This is a genomic window from Candidatus Sericytochromatia bacterium, assembly GCA_035285325.1.
Lineage (GTDB): Bacteria > Cyanobacteriota > Sericytochromatia > S15B-MN24 > JAQBPE01 > JAYKJB01.
Map to the genome: position 1 here is coordinate 1 of JAYKJB010000127.1, position 18,537 is coordinate 18,537.

General features: G+C 69.0%; 17 protein-coding genes and 1 tRNA gene. 3 read left to right on the plus strand and 15 right to left on the minus strand.

Annotated elements, in window-relative coordinates; all coding sequences use genetic code 11:
* On the minus strand, positions 1–235 hold a 235-nt coding region (locus VKP62_15635), incomplete at its 3' end, for a hypothetical protein (GenBank protein ID MEB3198628.1).
* Between the two features lie 692 nt (positions 236–927).
* Between VKP62_15635 and VKP62_15640 the strand changes: the two genes are divergently transcribed.
* Positions 928–1,917 carry a Fic family protein gene (locus tag VKP62_15640; GenBank protein MEB3198629.1) on the plus strand — a complete coding sequence of 330 codons (990 nt, stop codon included), beginning with the start codon at positions 928–930 and terminating at the stop codon, positions 1,915–1,917.
* 177 nt (positions 1,918–2,094) lie between these two features.
* Here VKP62_15640 and VKP62_15645 read toward each other — a convergent pair whose 3' ends face one another.
* The 3 genes from VKP62_15645 to VKP62_15655 form a co-directional block, all read right to left on the minus strand.
* The gene (locus VKP62_15645; protein MEB3198630.1) at positions 2,095–3,417 is read right to left on the minus strand and encodes a tetratricopeptide repeat protein; all 1,323 of its coding nucleotides are present in this window, start codon (positions 3,415–3,417) and stop codon (positions 2,095–2,097) included.
* A gap of 435 nt (positions 3,418–3,852) precedes the next feature.
* Positions 3,853–4,653 carry a hypothetical protein gene (locus tag VKP62_15650; GenBank protein ID MEB3198631.1) on the minus strand — a complete coding sequence of 267 codons (801 nt, stop codon included), beginning with the start codon at positions 4,651–4,653 and terminating at the stop codon, positions 3,853–3,855.
* A 543-nt stretch (positions 4,654–5,196) separates the two neighbouring features.
* Positions 5,197–5,628, minus strand: coding sequence for a DUF2177 family protein (locus VKP62_15655; GenBank protein MEB3198632.1), 432 nt, complete (start codon positions 5,626–5,628; stop codon positions 5,197–5,199).
* A gap of 460 nt (positions 5,629–6,088) precedes the next feature.
* On the opposite strand from VKP62_15655, the gene VKP62_15660 reads away from it, so the two are divergent.
* Positions 6,089–7,015, plus strand: coding sequence for an EamA family transporter (locus VKP62_15660; protein MEB3198633.1), 927 nt, complete (start codon positions 6,089–6,091; stop codon positions 7,013–7,015).
* Here VKP62_15660 and VKP62_15665 read toward each other — a convergent pair.
* The 5 genes from VKP62_15665 to modB form a co-directional block, all read right to left on the minus strand.
* A complete protein-coding gene (locus VKP62_15665) occupies positions 7,009–8,847 on the minus strand; it encodes a hypothetical protein (protein ID MEB3198634.1) in 1,839 nt (612 codons plus the stop codon). The two genes, VKP62_15660 and VKP62_15665, sit on opposite strands and share 7 nt — an antisense overlap.
* A gap of 17 nt (positions 8,848–8,864) precedes the next feature.
* Positions 8,865–9,911, minus strand: a complete 1,047-nt coding sequence (locus VKP62_15670; GenBank protein MEB3198635.1) for a cyclopropane-fatty-acyl-phospholipid synthase family protein — start codon at positions 9,909–9,911, stop codon at positions 8,865–8,867.
* Positions 9,912–10,047: 136 nt separating this feature from the next.
* A complete protein-coding gene (locus VKP62_15675) occupies positions 10,048–10,848 on the minus strand; it encodes a DUF1295 domain-containing protein (protein ID MEB3198636.1) in 801 nt (266 codons plus the stop codon).
* Positions 10,849–10,987: 139 nt separating this feature from the next.
* Positions 10,988–11,854, minus strand: a complete 867-nt coding sequence (gene modA / locus VKP62_15680; GenBank protein ID MEB3198637.1) for a molybdate ABC transporter substrate-binding protein — start codon at positions 11,852–11,854, stop codon at positions 10,988–10,990.
* Entirely contained in the window at positions 11,851–12,528 is a 678-nt protein-coding gene (modB, locus tag VKP62_15685) for a molybdate ABC transporter permease subunit (GenBank protein ID MEB3198638.1), read from the minus strand. The genes modA and modB overlap by 4 nt, the downstream gene beginning before the upstream one ends.
* Before the next feature lie 248 nt (positions 12,529–12,776).
* Between modB and VKP62_15690 the strand changes: the two genes are divergently transcribed.
* Positions 12,777–13,193: a hypothetical protein gene (locus VKP62_15690; GenBank protein MEB3198639.1), complete on the plus strand. Its 417-nt coding sequence runs from the start codon at positions 12,777–12,779 to the stop codon at positions 13,191–13,193.
* A 69-nt stretch (positions 13,194–13,262) separates the two neighbouring features.
* On the opposite strand, the gene VKP62_15695 is transcribed toward VKP62_15690, so the two are convergent.
* The 6 genes from VKP62_15695 to VKP62_15720 all read right to left on the minus strand — a co-directional run.
* Positions 13,263–13,335 (minus strand) — tRNA-Glu (locus VKP62_15695).
* Positions 13,336–13,467: 132 nt separating this feature from the next.
* Positions 13,468–14,361, minus strand: a complete 894-nt coding sequence (htpX, locus tag VKP62_15700) for a protease HtpX (protein MEB3198640.1) — start codon at positions 14,359–14,361, stop codon at positions 13,468–13,470.
* Between the two features lie 119 nt (positions 14,362–14,480).
* A complete protein-coding gene (locus tag VKP62_15705; GenBank protein ID MEB3198641.1) occupies positions 14,481–15,167 on the minus strand; it encodes a heme-binding protein in 687 nt (228 codons plus the stop codon).
* Between the two features lie 31 nt (positions 15,168–15,198).
* Complete coding sequence (locus VKP62_15710; GenBank protein ID MEB3198642.1) at positions 15,199–16,563, minus strand: potassium transporter TrkG; 1,365 nt, start codon at positions 16,561–16,563, stop codon at positions 15,199–15,201.
* 4 nt (positions 16,564–16,567) lie between these two features.
* On the minus strand, positions 16,568–17,251 hold the full coding sequence (locus VKP62_15715) for a TrkA family potassium uptake protein (GenBank protein MEB3198643.1): 684 nt from the start codon (positions 17,249–17,251) through the stop codon (positions 16,568–16,570).
* 117 nt (positions 17,252–17,368) lie between these two features.
* The coding region (locus VKP62_15720; GenBank protein MEB3198644.1) for a hypothetical protein at positions 17,369–18,537 on the minus strand (1,169 nt) is incomplete at its 5' end.

Genomic DNA, 18,537 nt, shown 5'->3' on the forward strand with positions numbered 1-18,537 from the left:
CGCCCATGCAGCCGCTGCCCAGGGGCTCGAAGGCGACCTTGTCGTCTTGCCCCGTGGCGGTCTCGTAAACCCGCTGGTGGAGAAACCCCTTCAGCGCCTTCCAGTCCTCGAAGCTCTCCCTGATGCACGTCGCACACAGGGTGACGGTCCCGCGGACATTCTTTCGAGGGCTCTCCAGACGCTGTCGCATCTGTGCCAGGGGACCGATGCCCGGGGCCGGGGAATGCTCAGCCATCGGACAGACCTCCCGCGCGGTCCGGTCCCTGGCTCGCTACCATCGCCGTCAGAACGACCGACCCGCGACACCTTTCCGACCGGCGCCTGGCGGCCAGGGGCCGACCCCTCACTGCCGCGTGCCCCGGCCTGGACCGTTGGCACAGCCGCCGAGCCATCGACGCGATCACGTTGCTCCTCACCTGCGGCCCCCTCCATGCCAACCCGTCGAGGAGACGACGGTTGGCCCTGAGTACAATATCTATTAGGGGCAGGAAACCGGTCAGGCATCAAGCAGACGAGCGCGTGCGCGTGGCAGCCTGGCCAGGAACCTGTAACTGTCGGGCTTCCGGGTCCGCGAGCGCCTCGAAAAACCGGGCCACCAGAGTTCGATAACTGTCACGTTGGGGGTACTTTTAAATTGGCCTCGGCTGTAGATGCAGTCGAGGCCTTTTTTTTGCGTTTTTCGGGGTGCAAGGGGTACGACGGGGGCGTGCCCGGCTCTTGGCCAGTTATCCCCTTCACGAGACGTTCTTGCCGGTTCGAGCCCTGTTGGGGGGTGCGCTGGACGGCGCGGGCGAACACGGGTGGCACAGGAGGGCATCGGCCACCGCCACGGCTGACCAGGTCCACGGGCCCGGCCTGCTGATGGCTGCCTTTGCTTGCTTGCGACGCCACGTTTCAACCCGCAAGCGACGGGGGATGGACGCTCTGATGCCCCCCGATGCGCCTTACCGTCCACCCCTCACGCTGACGCCGGCCCTGCTGACGCGCGTGGCGGAGATCGCCGAGGCGCTCGGTCGCTGGAGTGCCCGTCAGGAGCGGACGCTCTCGCCCCTGCTGCGCCGGGAAAACCGCATCCACACCATCCACGCGTCGCTTGCGATCGAGCAGAACAGCCTCAGCCTCGAGCAGGTGAGCGCCATCCTCGACGGCAAGCCCGTGCTCGGCCCCGCCCGCGACATCCAGGAGGTACGCAACGCCATCACGGCCTACGAGGCTCTCCAGGGCTGGAGCCCTGCCGAGCCGAGCCACCTGCTTGAGGCCCACGGCTTGTTGATGGCTGGTTTGATCGACCGCCCCGGCCAGTTCCGGAGCGGTGGCGTGGGCATCTACCGGGGGGAGCAGCTTGTGCACATGGCCCCCCCCGCCAAGCGGGTCCCTGCCCTGGTGGCTGACCTGCTGGGCTGGCTCGCCGGAACCGACTGGCATCCCCTGATCGCGGGCTGCGTGGTGCACTACGAACTGGAGTTCATCCACCCCTTCCCCGACGGCAACGGCCGCCTTGGCCGACTCTGGCAGACGCTCATCCTGAGCCGCTGGAACCCGCTGCTGGCCTGGCTGCCGATCGAGGAGGTGATACGCGCCCGTCAGGAGGGCTACTACGACACCCTGGGTCAGGCCGATCAGCAAGGCGAACTGGGTCCCTTCGTCGCCTTCATGCTGGCCGCCATTCTCGACGCCCTCCTGGAGGCCATCCGGCAGCAGCCCCCCGCCGCCGCACCCGGTTCGGAGATAAGTTCGGAGATCGGTTCGGAGATCCTGCGCCTGCTGGCCGCAGAGCCGACGCTCTCGGCGCGGTTGCTGGGGGAGCGCCTCGGCATCAGCTCGCGGGCGGTCGAGAAGCACCTGGCCTCGCTTCAGCGGCTGGGCCGCTTGATTCGCCACGGCTCGCCACGCGCGGGCCGCTGGGAGGTGCGGTAGCACGCTCGGGTTTTGGTAGGCACCGCGGTCCCATTCTGGCGTGAGGGGGCTAGCTGACAGACCTCCGGGTCCGCCAGCGCCGCGAAGAACCGGGCCACCAGAGTTCGACAACTGTCCCGTTGGGGGTACGACTGAAACGGCCTCGACTGTAGATGCGAGGCCTTTGAACTGGGGCGTTTATCCGACGAGTTGGCCGCGCCAGCGCGCGTCGCGCGGGGACGGGCGGCGGTGCAGGCGTCGGTCGAGCAAGGCCCGCGCCTTCCCGGCCTCGCCACCGCGCATGTAAGCCAGCAGCAACATCTCCTCGAGCATCTCGCGCTGGGCCCCGGAGCCCCCGATCCGCGAGACGTCGCCCGCGACCGGCTCCAGCACGCGCGCGCACTCGCCGTACGCGCCCTCAGCAAAGGCCTGCGCCGCGCGGGCGATCGCCGGCACCACCGGCCCGGCCGCCAGCGTGCCCGCCGCGGCCATCTCGGCCAACGTCCGGGCGCGGCGCTCGAGGGCCTCACGATCGCGCGTAAACGCCTCGATGATCGCCATGTGGGCGTCAATGAAGCCGTGGCCGACGGCCTCCGGGTACTTCGCGACCGCGTACGCGTGCAGCTCCTGCCAGAGCGCGGCGGGGACGTCATGGCCGTAGGCGCCGAGGCGCCACAAGAAGGAGGCGCCGTCACTGATGACGTTGATGGGCATGCCCAGGGTCGCCGTCGGCCGGACACGCGCCTCGTAGAGCCGCAGCGCGGTGGGCACGTCGTCGCGTTCGAGGGCCACCAGCGCGGCATGCCACGTCAGGTGGCCGTGCAGCACACCCTCCCGGCCATAGCCGGGCAGCCAGCTGTCGACCAGCGACACGACGTCCTCGCCGGCCCCCCCCTCGTGCATCGCGTGGGCGAGGGCATGCACGCCGCTGGCGTTCTCCCGCCGGACCGCGAGGGCGCGCTCCAGCATCGACCGCCCGCGCCTGGCTTCGCCGTTCTCGGCGAGCGCCCAGCCGTGATAGGTGAGGAACCACCAGTCGTCGGCGTCGAAGTGGCCGGCGTGGCGCGCGCACAGGTCGACCAGCGCCTGGTTGTGCCCAGCCATCCCCGAGAAGGCCAGGAGCCCGAAGGGCCCCAGCAGCATGCCCAGGACCAGCACGTCCCGAGGCCAGCGGTCCGCATGGGCCAGCGCGAGGTCCCGGGCTTGCGGCGTCCGGCCGGCGATGGCGGCGTCGAGAACGGCCACGTGGCTGCGCTCCCGCTCGGTCCCGTGGCGAGCGACGAGGTCGACGGCGGAGGCGATCGCCGCCTTCGCCTCGGCGGGGCGCGCCTGGATCGTCCTTAGCCGGGCGAGCGCCGCCCAGGCGAGCGCGAAGCCGGGGTCGGCGGCGATCGCGCGCTCCAACTCCTCGCCCCCGCCGGGCCACGCCGACAGCATCAGCAACAGGCCGGCTCGGTAGCGCTCGGCGGCCGTCTCGGACCGCGTCGAAAGGGGGAGCCCGTGGTCATCGCAGTTCGTCATGAAACCTCAAGGGGGCCCTGGCGGTCAGCCTCAGGTCGCCTGCCTGCCGGCGGGGTAGGCCAGCGCCATCGCGCCGACCTCCGCTTCCAGGTCAGCCCTGGTCGCGAAGTGGTGGTAGAGGCTCGGCGTCCAGTTCGGCGCGCTGCAAGTCCGCTCTCAATGGATCGTCGCCATCAGACGCTCGGCGATCGCCAGGGCCTTGTCACGCCTGCCCATCGTACCGCTCTTCTGGTGATACGAGCTAACCAACAGGCAGGCTAGAGGTCTCCCGGGGCGCGATTCAGGACCGTACACGCCGACCAGCACGAACGGAACATGGCGGCGCTGTGCGTGGAGGTCGACGCCGGCCCGCGCGGTGGATCCGGCGGCGTCGAGGTTGAAGGATTGGGCGAAGCCGTCGACCTGCTGGCTCTCTCCGCGACCTCGCTCGTGGCCCTACCGGGAGAACTGCTCGTAGCGCCCCTCGGTTTGGTGGCGCGGCCCCTTCTGAAGTTCTTCCACGTACGCCTTGAGGTCCGCCTTGTCCTTCACGCCGTCGCCGTTGCGGTCGCCCACGTGGTACTGGCCGAGTTCTTTCTTGTCATCCTTGGCGATCTCACGGGCGGCCACCTTGTCGGCAAAGGATTCCAGGGTGTCTCCGCGCTTGAGCTGGTTTTTCATCAGGTTCAGGTCGCTGACCGTCAGGTGGGTCCAGGCTTCCGTCTTCTGTTCAACGCCGCGGGGGATGCCCTTGCCCACTTCGCTGCCTGCGTTCGTGGACATTTGCAGGACCGCGAAATTGGCCAGGATGGTCTCCTTGGCGGGGCCATCGGGCAATTTCATGACGTCGTCTTTGGACACCATCCCCGCCGTCGGGCCCTTCTTGGCGTTGGCCATCTTGATCAAGGCGTCGACCGCCTGCGCTTCGGTTTGCGCGGCGGGTTCGGCGCCGGGCAGGGTGATCGCGTCGATGGAGGGCTTGGGGCTGGCGTTCTGACTCTTCAGGGCCGCCTGAGCCTTATCGGTCAGGGCGGTTTGCTGGGCTAGCTTGGCTTTTTGCGCCTGCGCCTTCTTCTTGGCGGCTGCGGGCGCTTTCTTCGCGGGGCCTGTCGAATCGAGCGGAGCCGGAGCCTTGACCCCGGAGTTGTTGTAGGCGTCGTTGGCGAAGTCAGCGGACACCCCATTGCCCGACTGCGGCGGCCGCCCGATCGCCGCCGGCTTCCAATTTGCGCCGTTGCCTGAATTGACTGTGCCCACCGGGTACCTCCCTCCGACTCGAAACGCTGTCTACTGAAGACCTACCCGACCCTGTTGCTGAGTAAACCAACAGCCATTCGATCGAACCGTTCGATGCCACCTCGCCGCCCTCGGCCTCGACATTCGCGTCGGCATCGAGTTCAGTCGTCACGAGCACAGCGTCGTGGGCTTCGAGGTGGCGGAGGGCTGAGGTGCCCGGCGGGAACTGCAGGCGCCTGGCAAGGATTCCCCTGCTCCACGCGGGTACGAGCAGATCCCTGCCCTCGGACAGGGCACGACCATTGAGAGGGAGAATCCATGCGTCACGCCGTGTGTCAGGGCCTCGCGGGCGTTCTGGTCGTCACGTCGTTCTGCCTGGCGGAGCCAGCATGTGCCACGGCGAACATCGTTGCCGGGGGACCACCTGCAGGCGCCTGGCTGGCGGCTGCCGCCGGGCCGCCGGCCCAGCCTGAGCCGGAAGTTCACGCTCCGCCAGCCCAGCTGTTCGGCCGTGAGCCTGGCCCCCCTGGGGGGCCTCGACCGTCGCCTGGCGGGCCTGCGACCCTATTGCGAGGACGCCACCCTGCGTTCGCTCCATTCCCAGGCGGCGCGCCCGACGCCTGAGACGGCGGCCGTGAGCAGGATGCCCCAGCCAAGGTCGACAGGCACCAGCCCCGCAGGCCAGCCCTGAATCACGGCCCAGTTGGTCAGTTCGTAGGTGGCGTAGGCCACGAAGCCAAGCCAGGCGCCCCGGCCGGCGGCATTTTTCGGCGAATCGGCCGGGGCCACGGCCTGGGCCATGATCACGCCAATGTAGAAGAGGTAGAAGGCCGCGGCGGGAGCGAGCAGGGGCGGCTTGGCCATCAACGGGCCGAGCTGGGCCTGATAGAACGGCTGGGCGATCGCCCCGAGCCAGACCAGGTCCAGCCCGACCATCGCCAGCGCCACGACGCTGGTGGCCAGCAGAACCGTGCGAGCGGAGAGGGGGGATGACATCGCGTTCCTCCTGCTAGAGGGCCTGGGCCCTTTCGGGCGTTCTGAACCTTCCGGGCGGGCATCTGGAGTTCCTGGCCCTCCTGGGCAACCTGTACCCTCCGGGCCGACTTGGTTTGAAGGTGGAATCGCACACGCCCGCCTACTCGGTAACACGCAGGCTCGGCCGTGGTCAATTTTGGCGCCTCCCAGCCGTTCTGACGGCGGCTGACGCCGCGGGGCGCTCTGGCACCGGTCGCGACGGCCGCCGCCGCCGCAGGGCCTTGCCCTCCGCGTGCGCCAGGCCCCTGCGGCGAATCGTCTGCCGCGCTCGGGCTGCGGTAAACTGACAGTGCCCGGGGCTTCCGTTCGGTGCGTTGTCGTTGCTCTGGCGACGTCCACCTCGGCGCTCCCGTGCCCCGCCTGACGTGAGTGCCTGGGGATCGGACTGGCGGCCCTGCCTCGGCTCGATGAGCCCCTGAGCTTGAAGGAGCGGCCCATCCCGCCTGTCCCCGCGAACCAAGCTGAGCACCACCCACCACTGCGGGGGCCTGCCCGGGCGCCCCTGCTCGCCTTGGGGGCGCTGGTGGCCAGCATGGTCTCGCTGTGTGTCGGCTCCTCCTTTGCCAAGACCCTCTTCCCCGTGCTGGGGGCCGCGGGCACGACCGCCCTCCGCCTGGCCTTCGCGGCCGGCTTGATGCTGGCCATCGCCCGCCCCTGGCGCCGCCCGCCCGCCGCGCGAGACCTGCGCCTGCTGGCCTTCTATGGCTTGGTTCTGGGGGGCATGAACCTCTGCATCTACCAGGCGATCGCCCGCATTCCCTTTGCCGTCGCGATCGCGATCGAACTGGCGGGGCCCCTGACACTGGCGATCCTGGCGTCCCGCCGCCCGCGCGACCTGCTCTGGACGGGGCTGACCTTGCTGGGGCTGGCCCTGCTGTTGCCCTGGCAAATCGACGCCACCGCGCTCGACCCGCGCGGCATCGCCTTCGCCCTCGCCGCCGCCGCTTGCTGGGCCGCCTACATCGTGCTGGGGCAACGGTTGGGGCACCTGCCCTCGCTGCAAGCGACCGCCTTGGGCCTGCTGGCGGCAGCCCTGGTGGTCGTGCCCTGGGGCCTGCCGGCCTGGCAACCGATCCTGCAGATCCCGGCGTTATTGGGCTGGGGGTTGTTCGTGGCGGTCTTCTCCAGTGCCCTGCCCTACTCGCTGGAAATGGCCGTGCTGCCGCACCTGAGCAAGCCCGTGCTGGGCAGCTGGCTGAGCCTCGAACCGGTGATCGGGGCGCTGACTGCCTGGCTGATCCTGGGAGAGCACCTCAGTGCCTCCCAGGCCCTGGCGATCGCCTGCATCGTGATCGCCTGCGCCGGAAGTGCCCGCAGCCAGCCCCCACGCCCGCCTGCCGCTCAGTAGAAGATGCGCAGCGTCAGGCAGGCCAGCGTGCCCGTCAGCACGGGCCAGAACAGCACGCGAGGCAGCAGGTTCTCCCGGTACGCCACCCAGGCCGGGCGTTGCTCGGGCGGGCGACTCAAGAGCAGGGTGTTCAGGCAGACCAGCGCCAGCGCCACATAGAGCACCACGTAGAACTGCTCCAGGTAGACCAGGGTCTCGGTCTCGAACATCTCCCGCAGCTTGACCTGGGCCACCGCCAGCGAGAAGAACAAGCCGGACACCATGCCGAACACGCCCCAGTTACCGGGCGTCTTGCTCTGGTTCATCAGGGTGGCGAACAGCAGGATCGCGATCATCAGGATCGGGAACAGGTTGGCGAACACCGGCACGTACATGTCGTTGCGGAAGTTCATGATATAGGCCAGCTCGGGGTAACGCAGTTCTCCCGCGAACTTGGGGTCGCCAAAATTGGTGCCGAAGGCCAGCGACTTCAGGCCGAAGAAGCTCTCCTCCAGCGGCCGGGTCGTGACCAGATGGGTATCGACGCCGGGGCGCACCTGAGGGTCCATCAGCGGGTAAGCGTCCAGGTCCGGCACCAGCATCACCTGGCCCGTGAGTTCCTGCGGCCAGATGTGCAGGGCCAGCAGGATGTCATTCAACGGGTACGCTTCGAAGCGCTTGGGGCTGCGGATCACCTGGTCGAAGTCCCAGCCCACCACCTCATAGCCGTTGATGCGCTTGCGCATCACCTCGACCAGGCTGGCCGAGTTGCGAGAAATCGACTCGGGGAAACGCACGCCCCGCGGCACGGCATCATCCTCGCCGAGCTTGAAACGTTGCCAGATCGTGCCACCGAGCCGCACGTCCTGCTCGGAGTTGAACTCGACCGTGCGGACGTACAGCCCCGTGCGCACAAATCGTGGCTGCGGCTGACCCTCCGCCTGGGCCCGCTGCGAAAGCTTGGCCTGGTAGCGGGCCAGGGCATCGTGATCCAGGATCGGGTGCAGGGTTTCGTGCGGGGTGCCCTCGTGCCCCGCCACCTCGTGGCCCTCCGGGGCGTGGTGGTTGGCCTCGTGCGAGCCGCTGGCATTGGCGAGGGCGTGCAGCACGCGCTTGGGTTCCTCCTCGAGCGTCTCGAGCAGGGGCCCATGGCTCCAGACCACCGCGATCGTCGTGGCGAAGCCCAGCGCCAGCCCGCTGCTGGCCCGCCAGAGCGTGGGCTCATCCAGTTCGGGACGGCGCAGCGCCAGCAGCCCGAGCAAGGGCCCCAGGCAAAGCGCCATCAGAATCAGCAGGCGCCGTTTTTGCGGGGCTGTCGGCACCAGTTCTCCCTTGACCACGCTCAGGGCCACCACCAGGTCGCTCTCGGGCACGGCCTGGTAAGTGAGCCACGACGCTTGGCGGCTGAGGGGGCTGACGTACTCAAGCACGCCTTTCGGGTTGGCGCGGATCGCCTCGGCCAGCGCCTTGAGCCCTTCGTTGTCGGTGTCACGGGCGCGATCCACCAGCGTTTGCTTCTCCTCGGCCAGCGCGGCAATCGGGTGGCTCACGTAGCGCCCGTCGCGCGTGACGACGAAGGCATAGCCCCCGGCTCCCGGGTGCATGTCGCTCAGGGCGTGATGAAGGCCGACCACGCTCGGATGCGCGCTGGCGCCCTGCGGATGTTGGCTCGCCTCGGGCAGCAGGGCTTGCAGCTTGCCGGCGCCCTCGGCGGCCAGGGCCTCGCAGCGGGCCCGTTCGCGGGCGATACCGGAGGCGTCCGTGACCAGATAGGTCCAGCCCAGCGCCCCCTCGAGGGCCAGAAAGATCAGCAGCAAGGCTTGCAGTAAGCGCGCAGACCAGGTGTTCGACATCGAGAATCTCCTGCGGGTCAGGGCAACGGGGTCGGGCGCAGCAGGTAGTGGCTGACGAACCACTCCTGGCCGCCGTCATGGGCGAACAGTTCGGAGCAGGCCATAAAAAAGATTCGCCAGTAGGTCCACCAGCGCCGGGCCTCCGTGCCGTAGGTGGCCTGGAACAGCGGGGCGAGGACCGCGCGCTGGGTGTCCATGCGCCGCAGCCAGGCCTCACTGGTCTGGTGGTAATGGCGCCCGTTGACGGTCCACTGGTTCACGACCGTGAAGCGATGGGGGTAGTGGGTAAAGATGCCCGCGTGCGGCATCATGCCGCCCGAAAAAAAGTAACGCGCCATCCAGTCGCGCTCGCTGCGCGATTCGAACAGGTAGGGCGTCTGCCGGTGGGTGAAGATGTGGACGAACAGGCGCCCCTCTGGCCGCAGGCAGCGCTGCACCACCCCGAGCAGGGCATCGTAATTGCGCATGTGCTCGAACATCTCGACCGAGACCACCCGGTCGAACTGGCGCACGGTCTGGAAGGCATTGATGTCGCAGGTTTCAACTTCCAGGTTGGTCAGGCCGCGCCGCTCCGCCTCGGCCAGGATGAATTCCCTTTGGGTGCGGGAGTTCGAAATCGACAGAATGCGACTGCGCGGGTAGTGCTCGGCCATGTACAGCGACAGCGAGCCCCAGCCGCAGCCCAGCTCCAGCACGTCCTGCCCGTCCGCCAGTTCCGCCCGCGCACAGCTGAGCGCCAGCATGGCGCGTTCGGATTCCGCCAGCCCCGCGAGCAGGTCGGTTTCGGGCTGTTCCCACCAACCGCTGCTGTACTTGAGGTGCGGCCCCAGCACGGCTTGGAAGAAGGCGGTGGGCAACTCGTAATGCTGTGCGTTGGCGGCTGCGGTTTGAACGGCGATCGCCTGACCGCTCAGGCCGCTGACGAAGTCGCTCACGTAGCGTTCGGTGGCCTCGCCCCGGTCGATCGGCAGGACGGCCAGGTGGTCCCGCAACAGCTTGCGGATGCCCCAGCGGATGACGGGGTCGGGCACCAGGCCCGTGGATAAGACGGTGTCCAGCAGCAACGGGGTCTCCTTCAGGCAGGCATCGGGCCCCACATCTTAGCAGGGCGGCCCGGCCGGCGGGGGCCTTTTGGCTCGGGGTTCACGGGCTGTTCAGCCACAACGGCGAACCGGCCGCGCCCCAGCCAGGCGGAACGCGTCATTCGTCGGAAGCCGTTGCGCGCGGTGGCCAAGGGAAAAAGGCCGAGGTTTCACGCGCGTAGGCCTCGTAGGCGGCCCCACGTGAGCGTCGCATGTGGGCCTCGGTGGCGGCAATGCCCGTCACGTTCTGCAGAAAGTGCCACATCATGGCGGGGCTCAGCCAGGCCGCGAGCCCCAGCGGCGAGGGGCTGGCCGCGAGCGCGAAGCCGCACCAGACTAGCCATTCGCCGAAGTAGTTGGGATGCCGGGAGTAACGCCACAGGCCCACCCGACAGATCTGGCCCCGGTGGGCGGGGTCGGCTTTGAAGCGCGTCAGCTGACGGTCGGCCAGGCCCTCCAGCAGGATGCCCAGACCGGCCAAGGCCAGGCCCACCGCGATCAGGGGGGAGAGCACCGGAGAAGGGTCCCAGGCGGCCAGCGCGAAGGGCAGCGCCAGCAAGCCGGCCACGGTGCCCTGCAGGGCGAAGGTTCCTAGGGCATACGCGTCTTGCCGCGCGGCCGGTTGGCCCTCACGCATGGCGGTGTAGCGCGGGTCTTCGACATGCGGTTCGAAGCGTTGCACCAGGTGCCACGTCAGCCGCAGCGCATACAGGCCCGCCGCGCCGCCCAGCAGCCCAGCCCGTAGCGGGTTACCGCCAGCCAGCGCGCCCCAGACGCTCAGGCTCACCGCCGCAACGCCCACGCCGGCGGCCCAAGCCAGGTCGACCACGCTGAGGTTGTTCCAGCGCCGGTAAGGGAACCACATGGTGCACATGGCCACCGCCAGCAGGCACGTCACCGTCAACCAGGCCATCCACATGGCATCGTCCTCCCCGTTTCAGCGACTCACGCGCGGTCGCGACCTGCTCCGGCGTTCAGTATCCCACACCCACGGGCGTGGGGCGCTCGGACCTGCGGTTGTTCCGTCGGGTCGAGCGCACAGATGAGGGGCGATGACGTCAGGGGAGTCGGACAGCCGGCATGTAGCCAAACTGCGTCAGGATGCGCTGGGCGGCGGGTTGCCCGAGAAAGCGCACCCAGCGGGTGGCCAGGGCGGCCGGGCCCGGAGCGGTCACCACGGCCACGTGCTGCACCGGCCGGTGCCAGCCCGGGGGCACCGCCCAGCTCGCGCCGTCGCGCAGCCCCGGCGCGCGGACAAGGGCGCGGGCGATCAGGGCACAGTCGGCCCCACCGGAGGCTGCGAACTGGCCGGCCTGGGCCACGTTCTCGGCCCGGATCAGCCGGGGCCCGAGCAGGCCGAAGAGCTGTGCGTGTTGCAGCGCCTCCACGGCGGCCCGGCCGTAGGGGGCGTGCTGCGGGTGGGCGATCGCCAGACGCAGGCTCGGGTCCTGCGCCAAAGCGCGCAGGCCGAGCGGCGCCAGGGGCGCCCGGGCCCGGGGAAACCACAGCACCAGTTGCCCCGTCGCGAACGCGGTGCGGGTGCCCGCTTGCCCGTGCCCGCTGCGGAGCAGCTGGTCCACCCGCTGGGCGTCCGCGGACAGGAACACGTCGAAGGGAGCCCCTTGCGCCAGCTGGGTCGCGAGCTTGCCGCTGGCGCCAAAGCTCACCTGGACCTGGGGAGCGAGGGCCGGATCGAAGGCGCGCAGCAAGGCCGGCAAGGCCTCTCGCAGGTCGGAGGCTGCCGCAATGCGCAGGCGTGGCGAGGCACTGGCCGGGGCCGCCAGGCTGAGGGTGAGACCGAGCCAGGCCCCCAGGCTGAGCAGGACCCGCCCGCCGACCCTGGCCCCGGACGCACCAGTGCGTCGGGGCGGGCCCGGTCGTTTCCCGCCGCCGGAAGCCTTGCTGTGCTTGGGCGGGTGGCTCATCGGCCCAAACTTTCCCCCGGCATTGAGCCCCTCTGGGACCAGGCGATGCCGAGCAGCACCAGATACGAGAACAGGAGCAGCCCGAGGGCGAGCCCGTGGACCAGGTCGAAGCGCAGGGCTTCGGTCAGGTCATACAGGGCGATCGCGATCGTCTGAGTCTCGCCGGGAATGTTGCCGCCCACCATCAGGGCCACGCCGAATTCCCCCAGCGTGTGCGCGAAACAGAGCGCCGCGCCGCCGGCGATTCCGCTGCCGCCGAGCGGCCAGGCCACGTGGCGAAAGACCTGCCAGGGGCTCGCGCCGGCGTTCTCTGCAGCCTCCACCAGTTCCGGGTCGATGCGACTGAAACCGGCCAGCATCGGCTGGAGGGCAAACGGCAGACTGAACAGCAGCGAGGCCAGCCAGAGGCCGGCAAAGCTGAAGGCCAGCGGTTGAGCGAACAGAACCTGCCAGGCCTGGCCCAACGGGCCGCGCTGGCCCATGGCCAGAAGCATATAGAAGCCCAGCACCGTCGGCGGCAGCACCAGCGGCAAGGCCAGCAGGGCTTCCACGAAGGGCTTCGTGCGGCCCCGCCAGCGGGCCAGGCGCCAGGCCAGCGGCGCACCGAGACCCACCAGGACGGCGGTCGTGAGGCTTGCGAGCTTCAGCGTGAGCCAGAGGGCGTCGAGGGGCACGGCGGAACCCATTCCTGAGGATGCCGACCATCAGAACACGCCGGCCTGCGTTTGAGCCAATGATAACCCGCTCTTTACTTTGTCTGAAGCAACCCCCCGCCTCGAGGCGGCGACAAGCCTTCCTTGGGATCCAGATGAACCGCCGCCTACGGTGGGGACGTCAACGACCGGCGCGGCGCGGCTTGTGCCTGGAGCGGGTCGACCAGCTGTCTTCGCCCCGCACGATCCATTTGAAAGGATTGCGTTCCATGCCGACCATCGCCGCTCCCGCCAAGCTCCAAGCCCTTCTGGGCGCTCAGGCCGAGGGCCTGATCCGCCGCTTTGATCGCGACGGCGATCGCCGCATCAGCGTGGCCGAAGCCAAGCAACCCGTGCGTGTCCCTTGCGAGGAGACCGGCAACCCCTGTGTGACCGCCTGCGACTGGACCGACTTCACCTGCACGGCGGCGATCGCCGAGGGGGCGCTGCGCCGCGCAGACCGCAACGGCGACGGGCTGTCCGCCGATGAGATGCTGCTGGCTGCCCTGGAGGGCGGTGACCGCAACCGGAACGGTCAGCTGTCCTGGGTCGAGCGCTGGCTAGGAGACATGTCCTCGGTGGAGCAGCTGTTCCAGGTCCACCAGCGCGATCGCCGTGCCGCCGGCGGCCCCTGCGTCGCCCGCTAACGACCGTCGCACACACGGCAGTGCAATAGCAGAACGCCCTACCGGCCAAGCGGTAGGGCGTTCTACAGGTACCCCCAACGGGATTCGAACCCGTGTTACCACCTTGAGAGGGTGGTGTCCTAGGCCTCTAGACCATGGGGGCATTAAGGACTGTTTAATCTTATCACAGGTGAGAACACTTGCCCAGTGACTGACGCCCTGAAGTGGCCGGACGTGGGCGCGGGGCAGGCTGTGTTGCCCCTATCAAAAACTGAGCGGTTGGCATCGACGTCGCTTAGTCCCCCCACTCGCCCGTCTCCAGCGCCCGGATGCGCGCCTCGCGCGGCGGATGACTCGCAAACAGTCGGAGCCAGGCCTCTGGGGCGTGGATCCCGGCCGCCGCGAAGCTGCGCGGCAAGGCGGCGGCGCGCAGGCTTCCCAGGCGCTGCAGCGCGGCGATCATGGCGCGCGGACTGCCCATCAGCCGGGCCGCTCCGGCATCCGCCCGGAATTCCCGCCGCCGGGAGAACCAGGCCACTAGCATGCTGGCCAGCAGGCCGAACATCACCTCGCAGATCCAGCGCACGGAGCTGTAGAGAAACCCCGAACTGGACATGCCGCGGCTGCCTCGCCGCAGCGCCGCATCGACGGCGGAGGCCGCCAGGCGTGCCACGAAGAAGACGAAGGTGTTGACCGTTCCCTGGATCAGGGTGAGCGTGAGCATATCGCCATTCTCGATGTGGGCCACCTCGTGGGCCAGCACCGCGACCACCTCCTCGCGTTCCATGCCGGCCAGCAAGCCGGTCGAGACCGCGACCAGGGCGCGATTCCTGCTCGGGCCGGTCGCGAACGCATTGGCCTCGCCCTCGAAAATTGCCACTTGCGGCATCTCCAGCCCCGCCTGACGGGCCAGCCGCGCCACGGCATCCAGCAGCCAGCGCTCCGTATCGTCGCCGGGGCGCTCGATCACCCGCGCCCCCGTGCTCCAGAGGGCGATCTGGCGCGAGAAGAGCAACGAGACGAACGAACCGAAAAAGCCTGAAACGCTCGCGAAAATAAGCAGGGCGACCAGGTTGAGGCCGTGGGCGTCGTGAAAATAGACGTCGATGCCCAGCAAGAAGAAGGTCAGGCTGAGCATGGCCAGCACCGCCAGATTGGTCAGGATCAACAGGATGAGGCGTTCATTCATGGTCAAATCCACCCGCGGCGAGGTGCGCCGGGCTGTTGAGTCAACGGCCCGGGGCTGGATAGGGGCATCGCGAAAACCCGCATCAGTCAGGCCTTCCTTCGGTCAAGGTCACGCAATGGTTATGGCTTGCTGCCGGCGGCGGGGCGCAGCGGCAGCAGGACCTCGTTGCGCCGCAGAAAGGGCAGCGTGAAGGGCGGGTTGTAGCCGGCCCAGCGGGCGGGCCCGGCGGGCTCGCGGCCGGCCGGCAGCCAGGCCCGTAGGCGGGCCTCCTGCTGGCGGAAGGTGGTCTCGTTGAACCCCCCAGAGAATCGGATCGCGGCGACGTCCTGCGCGGGCACGTCGCGTACGGTCACGGCCTCGTCCAGCGGCAGGGGGGCATTGGCCGCCGTGATGCCGGCCGGCAGCACGAAATTCATGGTCCAGCCTCCCTCGCCGGCGGCCAGCTCCACGGGGGCCGTCATGGGCAGCGGTTGGGGCTCCATGGTCACGGGGGCGGTCATGGGCAATGTGGCGCTGGAGCCCTGCAAGGTCACCGGGTCCGTCATCGGCAGGTCGCGGCGGGCCCGATTTGCGCCGAAGATGTAGCGCGCCAGGCGGCGAAAGCCATTGCTCTGCCCCTGCCGGAAGTCTCCCGTCATGCGGGTCTCGGCGATCGCGTGGGGGGCGTAGCGCCGCAGTTCGCACGGGCCATCCCGTCGCAGCACCTCGTAGGCGGGCTCCTCGACGGCCTCGAACCCGAAGATGCTTCCCACACCGGCCGCCACCGCCGTGAGCCCCTTCACCAACGCCTCGCCAACGCCTGCCATGCCCGCCTTCTTCCCGTCATACTCAGCCGACTCAGCCGATGAGTAACGGGTCTTCCATGTATTGTACGCGCGAGGGTCTCCGTGGCGCCACGACGGAGAGCAGGATCGCCAGCACGCCGACCCGCCCGATCAGCATGGTGGCGATGATCACCAGCTTGCCGGCAGTGCTGAGCTGCCCCGTGATGCCCATCGACAGGCCGGTGGTGCTGAAGGCCGACACGGCTTCGAACAGCAGCGGCAGGAAGGGCAAGGGCTCCAGGCTGGCCAGCAGGATCGTGCTGCTGACCACCACGCCGAGCGAGACGGCCACCACGGTGAAGGCCTTGCGCACCTGCTGTTCGCTGACCACCCGGCGCAGGTTGAACAGCGGCACCTGGGCCTGACCTCGCACCGTGGCGACGATCGCGGCCAGCGTGATCACGGCCGTCGTGAGCTTGATCCCGCCGCTGGTGCCGCCGGGACCGGCGCCCAGGAACATCAGCACCATCGTCATCATCAAGGTGGGGTCGGTCAGGGCGCCCACGTCGATGCTGTTGAAGCCGGCCGTGCGGGGCTGCACCGCCATGAAAAAGGCATTCAGCGCCTGCAGGCCCAGCGGCAACTCGCCGATCGTGCGCGGGTTGCCCTGTTCAAAGAACCAGAACAGCGCCGTGCCGAGCAGCAACAGCGTCGCCGTGCTGGTGAAGATGATCGTCATCAGGGTGTCCCAGCGGTGGTTGGGGGGCCTGCGCAGGACCCAACGGCGCACCCATTCCTGATTCACGTTGTAGCCCAGCCCCCCCAGGATGATCAGGCCGCTGAGCGTCAGCAGCACCAGCGGTTGGGCCTGCCAGTGCATCATGTTCGAGCCCATCAGCGAGAATCCGGCGTTGTTGAAGGCTGAAACCGCATGGAACAGGGCCTGAAACAAACCGTGCTTCCAGCCCAGTTCCGGCACCATGGCCAGGGCCAGCAGCAAGAAGCCCACGGCTTCGAACAGCAAGGTCAGGCGCGCGATGTTGCGCACGAAGCGCACGATCCCGCCCAGGCCCGGCTGCTCCGTGACCTGCCCGACGGCCAGCCGGTCCTGCATGGTCAGGCGCTTGCCGACCAGCAGCAGGCTGAGCGTGAACAGCGTCATGTAGCCCAGACCCCCTATCTGGATCAGGCCCATCAGCACGACTTGCCCGAACAGCGAATAGCGGCTGCCGGGGTCGAGGGTCGACAGGCCGGTCACGCAAACGGCTGAGGTGGCGTTGAACATATCGTCCACCAGGGCGTGCGGGCCCTGGGCGTGCGCGACCGGCAGCGCCAGCAGCAGGGTGCCGCACGCGATGAACGCCAGGAAGGCCAGCAACACCAGCTGGGCCGGGTTCAGACGGGGCCACCGGAAGGCGCGGGGCGCGTGTTCGGGCACGGTCTCAGGCCTGGGTCAGGCTGGCCTGCAGCGCCTCGAGCTTCTCGTTGGCGCCGAGCAGGGCGATCAGCGCGTCGCGCTGCAAGCGGTAGTCCGGCGCCGGCGAAACCCGCAGCCCGTCACTGGCGAGCACCGCCACCACCGTGACGCCGAAACGCGCCCGCAGGTCGGCCTCGGCCAGCGTCTTGCCGCTCAGGCTGGCCGGCACGCGCACCTCCACGATGCTGTGGTGCTGGTCGAGATGGATGCTTTCCAGCAGGCTGACCCCGCCCAGGGCATGGGCCACCCGACGTCCCATCTCCGATTCGGGATACACCACCGTCACGCGCGAGCCGCCGATGCGCTCCAGCACCTGACCATGGCGATCGTGCGAGGCCTTGGCCGTCAGCGCCGGGATGCCGAGGTCCAGCAGGTTGAGCACCGTCAGGATGCTGGCTTCCATGTCCGAGCCGATCGCCACCACCACGCCGTCGAAGGCCTCAATGCCCAGTTCCGCCAGGGCATGTTTGTCAGTCGCATCCGCCCGCACCACGTGGGTGGCCACCTCATCGGCGTGGGCCCGCCGCACCAGCTCCTCCGAGGCGTCCACGCCCAGCACCTCGTGGTCGAGCTGCTTGAGCGAGGCGCAGACACTGCTGCCAAAACGGCCAAGGCCGATCACGGCGAACTGTTTGCGGGCGAGAGGCATGGCGAAGGGCTCCCGGAGGGTCGTGACGTTCCGATCATCATAACGGAAAGAAGGGGGCGAGCGAATCTGGCCAGGCGCATCAGACCGTCGCCAGCAGCTGGCGCGCCCGGCGCGACTTCACGGGCGAGCGCGCGAAGGGCGGGGCTGCGGAGGGGGACCCGAAGCCTCTGAACGGAGCGACAGCAAGCGCCAGTCTGTGCCACGCAAGGCCTGGCTGGGCTGGGCCAGGCCCAGTTGGCGACACGCCGGCTGACGCAGAGCCAGCCGCAACGGTCCCCAAGCCTCATCGGAGGGGGCCACTAGCAAGTGCCTCGCGCCGGAACGCGCCAGCGAGGCACACAGACAATCGGCCAGGGCCGGGCTCACCACATTGCTCGGGTGGTTGAACGGCAGGCCGTTGGGCACACCGCTGCGCAGCGCATGCAGGTTCCCGTTCACCGTGAACAGGACGGTGCCAGGCGGTAGGGCGTGAAGCACCTGGCTGGGCGGTCCTGGGGCCAGAAAAGGGAAGTGCCGCAGCGTCAAGGCCCGAGGGTAGCCCCAGGCCACGGCCAGCAGGGCCAGCAGGGGCAGCCGCGTGGCCAGCGGCCAGAGCCAAGCCCACGCGGCGACCCGCAAGGGCAGCGGCGGCGCCCAGCTGGCGCTGCCCAGCCGGCAGGTGGCGCCTGCCGCGAGCAGGGCCGCCATCAAGGCCGGCCCGGCCAGCAGATTCCCCGGCAAGGAGCGACCCGTGAAGTAACTTAGGGTGCCCAGGCCGAACAGGGCCGCATACAGACACAGGGGCGCGCAGCGGCGTTCCTGGCCTCGCCAGAGCGCCACCGCGCTGCCCAGCGCCACCGTGGCCAGCCAGAGCGCCACCAACGTGTGCAGTCCTGCGGGAGCCATGTCCCAGTTGCCCAATCCCTGTCCGCCGAACAGGCGGATGAACAGCGTGCGCAGATGTTCATCCGGCCAGGCCCCGTAGCTCAGCCGCAGCCACACCGCCGGCCCCAGCCAGCCGCCTGCGAAACCGGTGAGGAAGGCCAGCCCGGGGACGGGCCCGAGCTGCCGGCTGCACAGCGCCAGCGTACAGGCGGCAGCGGCGGCGCTGATCAGGCCAAAGTCGGCATTGTTGGCGAAACCGAGCCCCGCCAGCAGGCCGATGGCCAATCCCCACGGCAGCTGGCGGACGCGCGGTTCGGCCTGGCTGGTGCGCTGGGCCCAGGCGGCGATCGCCGCGAACGTGAGCGCCGGCAGCAGCAAGCGGATCGGAAACAGGGCGTGGTACGACAGCGGAATGCCGCCTC